The sequence below is a fragment of the Nocardioides limicola genome, assembly GCF_016827675.1.
Classification (GTDB): Bacteria; Actinomycetota; Actinomycetes; order Propionibacteriales; family Nocardioidaceae; genus Nocardioides; species Nocardioides limicola.
The window spans coordinates 1-11,783 of the sequence record NZ_JAERJA010000015.1; the positions used below are offsets into that span (position 1 = coordinate 1).

At 69.6% G+C, this 11,783-nt stretch carries 9 protein-coding genes; 6 read left to right on the plus strand and 3 right to left on the minus strand.

Translation table 11 applies throughout. From position 1 onward, the window contains the following. Window positions 1-311 precede the first annotated feature (311 nt). Complete coding sequence (locus JKG67_RS17535) at window positions 312-1,181, minus strand: ion transporter (RefSeq protein WP_203338648.1); 870 nt, start codon at window positions 1,179-1,181, stop codon at window positions 312-314. 139 nt (window positions 1,182-1,320) lie between these two features. Between JKG67_RS17535 and JKG67_RS17540 the strand changes: the two genes are divergently transcribed. Together JKG67_RS17540 and JKG67_RS17545 are read left to right on the plus strand one after the other, a co-directional pair. Next, window positions 1,321-2,937, plus strand: a complete 1,617-nt coding sequence (locus JKG67_RS17540) for a succinic semialdehyde dehydrogenase (protein ID WP_203338649.1) — start codon at window positions 1,321-1,323, stop codon at window positions 2,935-2,937. Next, a complete protein-coding gene (locus JKG67_RS17545; protein ID WP_203338650.1) occupies window positions 2,934-4,640 on the plus strand; it encodes a GMC oxidoreductase in 1,707 nt (568 codons plus the stop codon). The genes JKG67_RS17540 and JKG67_RS17545 overlap by 4 nt, the downstream gene beginning before the upstream one ends. 244 nt (window positions 4,641-4,884) lie before the next feature. Here the strand turns inward: JKG67_RS17545 and JKG67_RS17550 are convergent, their stop codons facing one another. Further along, a complete protein-coding gene (locus JKG67_RS17550) occupies window positions 4,885-5,514 on the minus strand; it encodes a QsdR family transcriptional regulator (protein WP_203338651.1) in 630 nt (209 codons plus the stop codon). A gap of 164 nt (window positions 5,515-5,678) precedes the next feature. Between JKG67_RS17550 and JKG67_RS17555 the strand changes: the two genes are divergently transcribed. Genes JKG67_RS17555 through guaA form a run of 4 tightly spaced genes read left to right on the plus strand, consistent with a single transcriptional unit; the run spans window position 5,679 to window position 10,579 of the window. Further along, entirely contained in the window at window positions 5,679-6,857 is a 1,179-nt protein-coding gene (locus JKG67_RS17555) for an acyl-CoA dehydrogenase family protein (protein ID WP_203338652.1), read from the plus strand. After that, window positions 6,854-7,951: an acyl-CoA dehydrogenase family protein gene (locus JKG67_RS17560; protein ID WP_203338653.1), complete on the plus strand. Its 1,098-nt coding sequence runs from the start codon at window positions 6,854-6,856 to the stop codon at window positions 7,949-7,951. Before JKG67_RS17555 ends, JKG67_RS17560 begins: the two co-directional genes overlap by 4 nt. Then, complete coding sequence (gene curA / locus JKG67_RS17565; RefSeq protein WP_203338654.1) at window positions 7,948-9,012, plus strand: NADPH-dependent curcumin/dihydrocurcumin reductase; 1,065 nt, start codon at window positions 7,948-7,950, stop codon at window positions 9,010-9,012. The genes JKG67_RS17560 and curA overlap by 4 nt, the downstream gene beginning before the upstream one ends. Further along, window positions 8,993-10,579, plus strand: coding sequence for a glutamine-hydrolyzing GMP synthase (gene guaA, locus JKG67_RS17570; protein WP_203338655.1), 1,587 nt, complete (start codon window positions 8,993-8,995; stop codon window positions 10,577-10,579). The genes curA and guaA overlap by 20 nt, the downstream gene beginning before the upstream one ends. A gap of 17 nt (window positions 10,580-10,596) precedes the next feature. On the opposite strand, the gene JKG67_RS17575 is transcribed toward guaA, so the two are convergent. Then, a complete protein-coding gene (locus tag JKG67_RS17575; RefSeq protein ID WP_203338656.1) occupies window positions 10,597-11,778 on the minus strand; it encodes an ROK family transcriptional regulator in 1,182 nt (393 codons plus the stop codon). Between the last annotated feature and the right edge of the window lie 5 nt (window positions 11,779-11,783).

The following is an 11,783-nucleotide window of genomic DNA, read 5'->3' on the forward strand; positions in this document are numbered from 1 at the left end:
CACCGAGAAACGAACCAGCCAAGGCAAGAACCCCCGAGAGATCCGACGCTGCCTCAAGCGCTACATCGCCCGCGACCTCTACCGACTACTCGAACACCGACCCCTTGACCCAACATAGGAGCGTCCCGTGCGGAGGGGTGGTGGTCTCGATACACCGCCTCGTGCCTCGGCGGCACTCGACCACCGAGGGGGGTGGCACTCGACCACCGAACGGGGCGGCACTCGACCACCGAACGGGACGGCACTCGACCACCGAACGGGGCGGCACCCGGCCGTCGAATGGGACGACCACCGAGGGGCGGGCGGGTCCGCTACGACTGGCGGTCGCGCAGGAGTTGGGTGGCCTCGGAGAGCGCGGACTGGACGTCGGCCAGTTGCGCCGCCATCTCCGTCAGTTGTGCCTGGATGGCCGCGTCGGCTACCTCCGCCGGTGACTCCTCCGGCCACGACTCCGGGTTGGCGCGCAGTTGCTGCATCGAGTCCACGATCACGGCCATGAAGAGATTCAGCACCATGAAGGCGCTGATCAGGATGAACGGGACGAAGAACGCCCATGCCCACGGGTGCTCGGTCATCACAGGTCGGGCGATCCCCATCGACCACGACTCCAGGGTCATCACCTGGAAGAGGCTGTAGAGGCTCTTCCCGATGTCACCGAACCACTGGGGATGCGACTGCCCGAAGAGGTTGGTGGCGGTCACCGCCGCGACATAGAAGACCAGCACCAGCAGGCCGCCGATGGAGACCAGGCCGGGCAAGGACCGCACCAGCGCCTCCACCACGAACCGCAACTTGGGGAAGGCCGAGATCAACCGCAGCACCCGCAGCACGCGCAGCGTGCGCAGCACCGACAGTGAACCGGACGCCGGCACGAGCGCGATGGCGACCACCACGAAGTCGAAGACGTTCCATCCGCCGAGGAAGAACCGGGGGCCGTTGGCGAACAGTTTCAGTGCCAACTCGATCACGAAGATCGTCAGGCAGACCGTGTCCAGTGCGCCGAGCAGGTCGCCGAAGGAGCGGCGCGCCGCCTCGGAGGTGTCCAGGCCGAGGATCACGGCGTTGGCCAGGATCACCACGATCACGAATCGCTGGACGGGGTTGGACTCGAGCAGTTCCGCGAGTCGCTGCCGCTCGGTGGCCCAGGCGAGCCTCCGCCTGTTCGTGTCGATCTTGGGCATGGGCATCAGCGTGCCAGAGAGGAGAAGGTGGCGATCTCGGAGTCCCACACCGGCCTTGCCAGGCATGTGGCAGCGATCACCATGACCAGAAAGTGACTGACGGGTAGCCACTGCGACTCCCGTCACTTAACCTCAGTACATGAGCGCCTCCAGCCCCACCCCGGACCCCCTCTTGCACGGGCCGAACGACCCCGAACACGACCCCACCGCGTCGTACGCGTTGGAGCCCGGCTACGTCGCGGCCCTGACCGGCCGCATCCTGGCGACCTCGGGGGAGACGGCGGAGGTCACCTCGCCGTTGACCGGTCAGCCGCTGGCGCACATCCCGCAGTCCAGCGACGGGGACATCGAGGAGGCCTTCCGGCGCGCCTACCGGGCCCAGGAGGCATGGGCGCGCACCTCGCTGGGGCACCGCAGCGAGCTTCTACTGCGTCTGCACGACCTGGTCCTGGACCGCCAGGACGAGATCCTGGACCTGATCGTCTGGGAGTCCGGTAAGGCCCGCAAGCATGCCTTCGACGAGCCGCTGCACATCGCCCTGACCGCCCGCTACTACGCGCGCACCGCCGAGCAGCACCTGGCCCCGCAGCGCAAGCTCGGCGTCGTACCCGGCCTCACCCGGGTCGAGGTCAACCGGATCCCCAAGGGTGTCGTCGGCATCATCTCGCCGTGGAACTACCCCTTCACGATGGCTCTGTGTGACGGCCTCCCCGCGCTGCTCGCCGGCAATGCGGTGATCGCCAAGCCCGACTCGCAGACGATGCTCACAGCCCTGTACGGCGCGCAGTTGCTGGAGGAGGCCGGCTTCCCGAAGGACCTGTGGCAGGTCGTCGCCGGCCCCGGCTCCCGGGTCGGCACCGCGCTGATCAACAACGCCGACTACATCTGCTTCACCGGCTCCACCGCCACCGGCAAGCGGGTCGCCGCCGGGTGTGCGGAGCGACTCATCGGCTGCTCCTTGGAGTTGGGCGGCAAGAACCCGATCCTGATCCTGCGGGACGCCGACCTCGACCGCGCCGCCGAGGGCGCCGTCCGGGCGTCGTTCTCCAACGCCGGACAGCTCTGTGTCTCGATGGAGCGGATGTTCGTCGCCGACCAGATCTACGACCGGTTCCGGGAGAAGTTCGTCGCCCGGGTGCAGGCGATGAACCTGACCCCGGGCCTGGCCTGGGGCTCTGACATGGGGTCGCTGATCTCGGCCAGCCAGCTCGAGACCGTCACCGCCCACGTGGAGGACGCGCGCGCCAACGGGGCCACCGTGCTCACCGGCGGCAAGCATCGCCCCGACCTCGGCCCGTACTACTACGAGCCGACCATCCTTGAGGGCGTCACCCCGGGGATGACCTGCTTCGGTGAGGAGACCTTCGGTCCGGTGATCTCGCTGTACCGGTTCCACGACGAGGCCGAGGCCATCTCCCGCGCCAACGACGGCGAGTACGGCCTCAACGGTTCGATCTACAGCCGAGACACCAAGCGGGCCCGGGCGATCGCTGCTCAGATCAAGTGCGGCACCGTCAACGTCAACGAGGCGTTCGGGGCCACCTTCGCCTCCATCGACTCCCCGATGGGCGGCATGCGCCAGTCCGGGATGGGGCGTCGTCAGGGCAGCGAGGGCATCCACCGGTACACCGAGTCGCAGTCGGTGGCCACGCAGCGGCTGATCCGATTCGCGCCGATGCTCGGAATGAGCGACGAGGGTTACGCCAAGTTCATGACCGCCAACCTGCGGGTGATGAAGAAGTTGGGGCGCGCATGACCCACTACGACGTGCTGGTGATCGGCTCCGGTTTCGGTGGCTCGGTCACCGCGCTCCGGCTCACCGAGAAGGGCTACAAGGTCGGCGTGCTCGAGGCCGGCGCACGGTTCCACGACGACGACCTCCCCGAACACGGGGGAGACGCGCGGAAGTTCATGTTCCGCCCCGAGATCGGCATGTACGGCATCCAGCGCGTCGACCTGGTCAACGACTGCTTCATCCTCGCCGGAGCCGGCGTCGGCGGTGGTTCACTGGTCTACGCGAACACGCTGTACGAACCACTCGACCCCTTCTACACCGACCCGCAGTGGGCGCACATCACCGACTGGAAGGCCGAGCTGGCGCCGTACTACGACCAGGCCAAGCGGATGCTCGGCGTGGTGGAGTACGCCGGCACCACCCCGGCCGACGAGGCGATGAAGCGCGTCGCCGAGGAGATGGGGGTGGGCGACACCTTCCACCCGACGCCGGTGGGCGTCTTCTTCGGCGGCCCCGGTCAGCCCGAGGGTGAGCGGGTCGAGGACCCGTACTTCGGTGGCGCCGGCCCGGACCGCAACACCTGCATCAACTGTGGCTCGTGCATGACCGGCTGCCGGCACAACGCCAAGAACACGCTGGTCAAGAACTACCTCTACCTGGCCGAGCGCAACGGGGCCGTGGTGCACCCGCTGACCACGGTCACCGACGTCCGGCCGCGGACCGGGGGAGGCTACGAGGTGACCGCCCGCTGGACCAAGGCCAAGCTGTCCCGTCGTTCCGCGACCAAGACGTTCACCGCCGACCAGGTGGTCTTCTCCGCAGCCGCGCTGGGCACCCAGCGACTGCTGCACCGGCTGAAGGCCGAGGGTTCACTGCCGAACATCTCCGACCGCCTCGGTGTGCTCACCCGCACCAACTCCGAGGCGATCCTCTGGGCCACCGCCAACGACGACAACGTCAACTGGTCCGAGGGCATCGCGATCACGTCCTCGTTCCATCCCGACGAGCACACCCACATCGAGCCGGTCCGCTATGGCCCGGGTCGCAACGTGATGCCGTTGATGGCGACCGTGCTGGTCGACGAGGTCCCCGACGAGTCGCGCTGGAAGACGTGGGGCAAGGAGTTCTGGAAGCAGCGTGGTGGCCTGAAGGACCTCTACTCGCTCAACACCTGGTCGCGACGCACCGTGGTGGCGCTGGTGATGCAGACGCTGGACAACTCGATCACCACCGTGTGGCGCAAGCGCGGCCCCGTGTCGTACATGTCGTCGGAGCAGGGTCACGGGGCGCCGAACCCGACGTACATCCCGGCGGCGTACGACGCGGTGCGCAGGCTCGCCCGGGCGATGAACGCCAAGGAGGCCTACGGCAGCCTCGGCGAGCCGCTCGGGATGCCGTTGACCGCGCACTTCATCGGCGGCTGCACCATCGGTGAGACCGCGGAGTCCGGTGTGGTCGACCCGTTCCATCGGGTGCACGGCTACGAGGGCCTGCACATCGTCGACGGCTCCACGATCTCCGCCAACCTCGGCGTGAACCCGTCGCTGACGATCACCGCTCAGGCTGAGCGTGCGTTGGCGTTCTGGCCCAACAAGGGCGAGGCGGACGCGCGTCCCGCCCCGGGGACCGCCTACCAGCGGATCCAGCCGGTGACCCCGAAGAACCCGGTGGTTCCCGACTCCGCGCCGGGCGCATTGCGGTTGCCCATCGTCGGGGTGAGCTAGTCCGGAGACAGCCCGGAGGCGGGGGTTCTCGACCCGCACAAGTTTCTCGTCGGTAACTTGTGACGGCGGCGTAACCCCCCTCTCAGGGGGTCGTTGAACGAAATGGGTCCGGTAGTCATGCTCCCTCCCAATGACCGGATCCCACTGTCCAAGCGCTGTCCATCAGTCGCGTGGACGATCAGGGCCCGGCCACCCTCCCTCCCCGGCCGGGCCCTGATGGGATTTCAGGGCCCTGGTGCCGTTGTCAGGAGCGGGTTCCCTCGCGGCTGGGTGGGACGTCGCTCTCGTGGAGGAGGGTCGACAGCACCGCTCGCAGTTGGGTGAGGTCGGAGTTGAGGGCGACCTCCTCACCCTCGTAGTGGGTGTAGAGGAACGCCTCCACCAGTCGCACCACCGTGAACGCGAGCACGTCCAGCGGCAGCCGCGGACGGTAGCCGTCCTCGTCGACGACCCGACTCAGGAGGTCCCTCGTGACGGCGATCGCGCCGGACTGGACCTTGCCGTTGCTCGCGGTGATGATGCGCAACGCATCGAGCCGCTCGGCCTGCAGGTACGCCGCGTAGGGCTCGGACCGTGCCAGGTGTGAGCTCAGCGTGCTCATCACATCGAGGATCCGCTCGGCACCGGTCCCGCGGGCGTCCCGCTCAGCGGCGTGCATCAGACTCCGGAACTCCGCGGCCAGCACCTCGGCCACCAACTCCTCGCGCGGTCCGAACCAGCGGAAGATGGTGGTGCGACTGATGCCGACCTGGGCGGCTATCGCCCGCGCGTCGACGCGTACGCCGGCCCGGAAGGCCGCGCGGGCCGCGTCAAGCACCGCGTCACGGCTCGCCGCCGACGGTCGCCCGGGTCCGCGCTTGGTGGGATCTGTCATGGCTCTCCTGGGGTGGCATCGTGACTATGTGTACCGCAGTTCCGGCGCGACGAACGACATTTTGGTTCATTTCGCGCGAGATGTTCCCAAATAGGGCGCGAGGCGTCATGATGGAGCGGTGCCACCACGTCGTGGCACCGGCCAGCCAAGAGCGGGAGGACCAGTTGAGCAGCGAAACCGTGCACGCACGCGTCGTCGAATTCCTCGGCACGCACGATCCGAGCACCCTGGAACCGCTCGAGTTCCTCCGCGCCCGGTACGACGCGGGGCTGGCGTGGGTGGCCTACCCGGAGGGTCTCGGCGGACTGGGCCTGTCCCGGTCACTGCAGCCCGAGGTCGACCGCCTCTTCGCCGAGGCGGGCGCCCCGTCGAATCGGCCCGAGGTCAACGGCATCGGCCTCGGGATGGCCGCACCCACGATCCTGGCTTTCGGCACTGACGCGCAGAAGCAGCGGTTCCTGCGCCCGTTGTGGACCGGTGAGGAGATCTGGTGCCAGCTCTTCTCCGAGCCCGGCGCCGGCTCCGACCTCGCCAACGTCGGCACCCGCGCGGTGCGTGACGGTGACGGGTGGGTGGTCAACGGACAGAAGGTGTGGACCTCCGGTGCCCACACCGCCCGGTTCGCGATCCTGGTGGCGCGCACCGACCCGGACGTCCCGAAGCACTTCGGGCTCACCTACTTCCTGTGCGACATGAGCGACCCAGGCGTCGAGGTGCGGCCGCTGCGCCAGATCACCGGCGAGGCCGAGTTCAACGAGGTCTTCCTCACCGACGTGCGGATCCCCGACAGTCAGCGGCTCGGTGCCGAGGGCGAAGGCTGGAAGGTCGCCAATGCCACCCTCAACAATGAGCGCGTCTCCATCGGAGGCCACGCCTCTGCCCGCGAGGACGGGATGATCGGGGTGGTGGCCCGCACCTGGCGCGACCACCCCGCGCAGCGGACCCCCGAACTCCACGACCGGCTGCTCAGGCTGTGGGTCGACGCCGAGGTCGCCCGGCTGACCGGCCAGCGGCTGCGGCAGAAGCTGGCCCTGGGTCAGCCCGGCCCCGAGGGGTCGGCGATGAAGCTGAGCTTCGCCCGGATCGCCCAGCAGCTGTCCGGCCTCGAGCTCGAACTGCTCGGCGAGGAGGGCCTGCGCTACTCCGACTGGACCATGGTCCGCCCGGACAAGGTGGACATGACCGGCCGCGATGCGGGCTACCGGTACCTGCGCGCCAAGGGCAACTCGATCGAGGGGGGCACCTCCGAGATCCTCCGCAACATCGTCGCCGAGCGAGTGCTCGGCCTCCCTGCGGAACCGCGCACCGACAAGAACCGCCCGTGGAAGGAGCTCGACCGATGAGCGACCTGGACCTGCTCTACACCGACGTCGAGGAGGACCTGCGGACCACTGTCCGCGACCTGCTCGCCGACCGGTGCGACCCCGGCGCGGTGAACTCGCTCTACGACGGGGACCGGTCCCTCGTCGAGCCACTGTGGAAGGCGCTCGCCGCCGACCTCGGCCTGGCGGGCCTGCTGGTGCCTGAGCAGTACGGCGGTGCCGGTGCCTCCGCGCGCGAGGCTGCGGTGGTGCTCGAGGAGCTGGGCCGGGCCGTCGCCCCGGTGCCGTTCCTGACCAGCGCCGTGGTGGCGACCACGCTGTTGGTCGCGGCCGGCGACGAACTGCTGCCCCGGGTGGCGGCGGGCGAGTGCACCGCAGCGCTGCTGGTGCCGCTGTCCACCGCGCCACACGCCCCGATCACCGGCGTCGAGGCCGTCGACGGCCGCCTCACCGGCACGATCACCAGCGTGGCGGGGACCCTCGAGGCCGACGTACTCCTGGTGCCGGTCAGCACACCCCACGGCCTGGCGGTCTACGCCGTCTCGGCCACCGAGGCCGAGATCGCCCCGGTGGTCTCCTTGGACATGACCCGCCAGCTGGCCGACATCCGCCTCGACAACGCGGCCGGCCGGCTGGTGCTCGCCGACGCCGAGCCCGCCGTACGCACCGCCCTTGAGTGCGGCGCGGCGTTGCTCGCGTCCGAGCAGTACGGGGCGGCGCGTTGGTGCTTGGAGGCCACCGTGGCCTACCTGAAGGAGCGTCGGCAGTTCGGCCGCGTGGTCGGCGGGTTCCAGGCGGTCAAGCACCGGCTGGCCGACCTGTACGCCGGTGTCGAGTCCGGCGCTGCGGCCGCCCGCTACGCCGCGGCGACGCTGGCGGCCGGGGACGAGGACGCGTCGATCGCGGCCGCCGTGGCCCAGGCCTTCCTCAGCGATCTGGCGGTCACCGCGGGCGAGGAGGCGGTGCAACTGCACGGCGGGATCGGGATGACCTGGGAACACCCGGTGCACCTGTACCTGAAGAAGGCGAAGGCCGACCAGATCGCGTTCGGGACCGCTGGCGCCCACCGGGCCCGGCTCGCCGGACTCGTCGACCTGGCGGGGGTGGCTCGATGAGCGCCACCAGCACCCAGGTCCGGCTCGCGTCCTACCCGGTCGGCGAGCCGCAGGACAGCGACTTCGAGTTCGTGACCATCGAGTTGCCGGAGGTCGGCGACGGACAGGTGCTGCTGCGCACCGTCTACCTCTCCCTCGACCCGTACATGCGCGGTCGGATGAGCACCGCCAAGTCCTACGCCGCGCCGCTGCGGATCGGTGACGTGGTGCTTGGCGGCACCGTCTGCGAAGTGGTCGAGTCGCGGTCGCCGAAGCGGGCCGCGGGTGATCTGGTGCTGGCCTTCACCGGCTGGCAGACGCATGCCGTGGTGGACGCCCGCCAGACCCAGCGGATCGACCCGTCCGCACCGATCTCGACCGCGTTGGGCGTGCTCGGGATGCCCGGGTTCACGGCGTACGCCGGACTGCTCGAGATCGGCAAGCCCAAGGCGGGGGAGACGGTGGTGGTGGCCGCGGCCGCCGGTCCCGTCGGCTCCGCGGTCGGACAGATCGCCAAGATCAAGGGCGCCCGGGCCGTCGGCATCGCCGGCGGTCCGGAGAAGTGCCGGGTGCTGACCGAGGAGCTCGGCTTCGACGTCGCGGTCGATCACCGTTCGCCGACCTTCGTCACTGACCTCGCGGCCGCCACCCCCGACGGGATCGACGTCTACTTCGAGAACGTCGGCGGACCGGTCTTCGACGCTGTCGTACGCCGGCTCAACAGGTTCGCGCGCATCCCGGTGTGCGGCCTGGTCGCCGACTACAACGCCACCGAGCAACCGACCGGGATCGACCAGCGGCCCGGCTTCATGCGCCGCGTCCTGACACTGAGTCTGACGGTGCGCGGATTCATCCAGGACGAGTTCGTGCCGACCCATCACCACGACTTCCGGCGGGAGATGGGCGAGTGGGTCCGGGACGGGTCGGTCCGCTATCGCGAGGACGTGGTCGAGGGCCTGGAGCAGGCGCCCGCCGCCTTCCGGGGGCTGCTCCGCGGCCAGAACCTCGGGAAGCTGCTGGTCCAGGTCGGTGAGCTGCCCGCACCAGCGATAGACTCCGCGGGTGCTCGAGCCAGACCATGACCTCGTCCTCGTCGTCGACTTCGGCGCCCAGTACGCCCAGCTGATCGCCCGGCGGGTTCGGGAGGCCAAGGTCTACTCCGAGATCGTCCCGCACACCATGGGTGTCGCGGAGATGCTGGAGCGTCGGCCGGCCGCGATCATCCTCTCCGGCGGACCGTCGTCGGTCTACGAGGAGGGTGCCCCCGGCATCGACCCGGCGCTCTTCGACGCCGGCGTCCCGGTCTTCGGGATGTGCTACGGCTTCCAGGTGATGGCCGAGGCGATGGGCGGCACCGTCTCCCGCACCGACGTGCGCGAGTACGGCCGCACCGCGGTGCGGATCACCGAGCCCGGCACCCTGCTCGCCGACATGCCGGCCGAGCACCGGGTGTGGATGTCGCACGGCGACTCGGTCACCGAGGCGCCCGCAGACTTCACCGTGCTGGCGGCCACCGACGTCACCCCGGTCGCCGCCTTCGAGGACACCTCGCGGCGCTTCGCCGGCGTCCAGTGGCATCCCGAGGTGTTGCACAGTGAACACGGCCAGCAGGTGCTGGAGCACTTCCTGCATCACATCGCCGGCTGCCGGCCGACGTGGACGATGGTCAACATCGTCGAGGACCAGCTCGAGCGGATCCGTGCCCAGATCGGGGACTCCGGCCGGGCCATCTGTGGCCTCTCCGGCGGCGTCGACTCCGCCGTCGCCGCTGCGCTGGTGCAGCGCGCCATCGGTGACCGACTCACCTGCGTCTTCGTCGACCACGGCCTGCTCCGCAAGGGTGAGGCCGAGCAGGTGGAGCGCGACTTCGTCGCTGCCACCGGCGTCTCGCTGCATGTGGTCGACGCCCAGCAGCGCTTCCTTGATGCGCTGGCCGGGGTCACCGACCCCGAGGAGAAGCGCAAGATCATCGGCCGCGAGTTCATCCGGGTCTTCGAGGCCGCTGAGGCCGAGGTGCTCAGCGCCCAGCTCGACACCGTCGGCGACACCGGCGACAAGGTCGCCTTCCTCGTCCAAGGCACCCTCTATCCCGATGTGGTCGAGTCCGGAGGAGGTGCGGGCACGTCCAACATCAAGTCCCACCACAACGTCGGTGGCCTGCCCGACGACCTGGAGTTCGAGCTCGTCGAACCACTGCGCACCCTGTTCAAGGACGAGGTGCGGATGGTCGGGCAGGAGCTCGGGCTGCCCACCGAGATCGTCTGGCGGCACCCGTTCCCCGGCCCGGGTCTGGGCATCCGGATCATCGGCGAGGTCACCGGAGAGCGGCTCGAGATCCTGCGTGACGCCGACGCGATCGCCCGCGAGGAGATCACCCGCGCCGGGTTGGACCGGGAGATCTGGCAGCTGCCCGTCGTACTGCTGGCCGACGTCCGTTCGGTCGGAGTCCAGGGCGACGGTCGCACCTACGGCCACCCGATCGTGCTACGCCCGGTCAGCAGCGAGGACGCGATGACCGCGGACTGGTCGCGTCTGCCCTATGAGGTGCTGGAGAAGGTCTCCACCCGGATCACCAACGAGGTCGCCGAGGTCAACCGGGTCGTCCTCGACGTCACCTCCAAGCCGCCCGGCACCATCGAATGGGAGTGAGCCCGGCCGGGCCCTGCTCAGGCGACCAGGTCCACCGCGAGCTCCGTCCGCTCTGCCGCGAGCAGGACGGCGCCCACCAGTGAGGCACGGTCACCGAGCTCGCCGGTGACGACCGGGGTGGCGGCCACTGCGTCCAGTGAATGCCGACGCAACCCGATCCGGACCGAGGACAGCAGCAGTTCGCCGGCTCGGGCCATCTCGCCGCCCACGACCAAGATCGTGGGGTTGAGGAGGTTCGCCACGCTGGCCAGCCCCCAGCCCAAGTGCAACCCGGCATCCTCAAGGGCGCGCAGCGGCCCGACCTGACCCTCCCGGGCTGCCTCGACCACGTCGGCGAATGTGGCCCCGGGCATCCGCTCGGCGAGCAGCCCGACCACGGTGCCGATGGAGGCGTAGGTTTCCAGACAGCCGCGACTTCCGCACCGACACACCGGCCCTTGGGTGTCGAGGGTGAGGTGCCCCATCTCCCCGGCCGTCCCGTCGGAGCCGCGGAACAGGCGGTCGTCGATGATCAGGCCGGCGCCGACGCCTGAAGAGATCTTCACGAAGGCCGAGGTGCGGTGGCCGCGCGCGGCACCCACCCGGTGCTCGGCGAGGGCTCCGAGGTTGGCGTCGTTCTCGGCATGCGCGTGAGTGCCGAACTGGGCCGCTGTGGCGTCCCGGGCGTTCACTCCCAGCCACCCGGGCAAGATGGTGGAGGAACGGACCTGCCCGGCGGTGACCGGCGCTGGCAGACCGATGGTGACCGTCCGGACATCCTCGAGGGTGGCACCGTGCTGCTCAAGCAGTTCTGCGACCTTGGCGTGGGCCAAGGCCAGGCCGTTGCTGTGATCCACATCGGGACCCAACGGCTGTCGGTCCTCTGCCACGATCCTGCCGGCCAGGTCACCCAAGGCAACCGAGAGGTGTAGCCGGCCGAAGTCGAGGCCGACGACGAGGCCAGCGGACCGGGCGAGGCGGACCTCGGTTCCCCGGCGGCCGCTGCCGGGGACCGTGTCGGCCAGGCCGGTCTCGGCCAGGCTCCGGACGATGCCGGAGACGGTGGCGGGTGCCAGACCGGTGAGCCGGGCGAGTTCTGCCTGGGTGTAGGCGGTCTCGTGGTCGCGTGCCGGATCCCGCAGTGCCTGCAGGATGCGTTGGGTGTTGGCGCTGCGCAGCGAGGCGGTCGAGCCGGGGCGAGGTTCGTGGCTGCTGGGCATGAGGT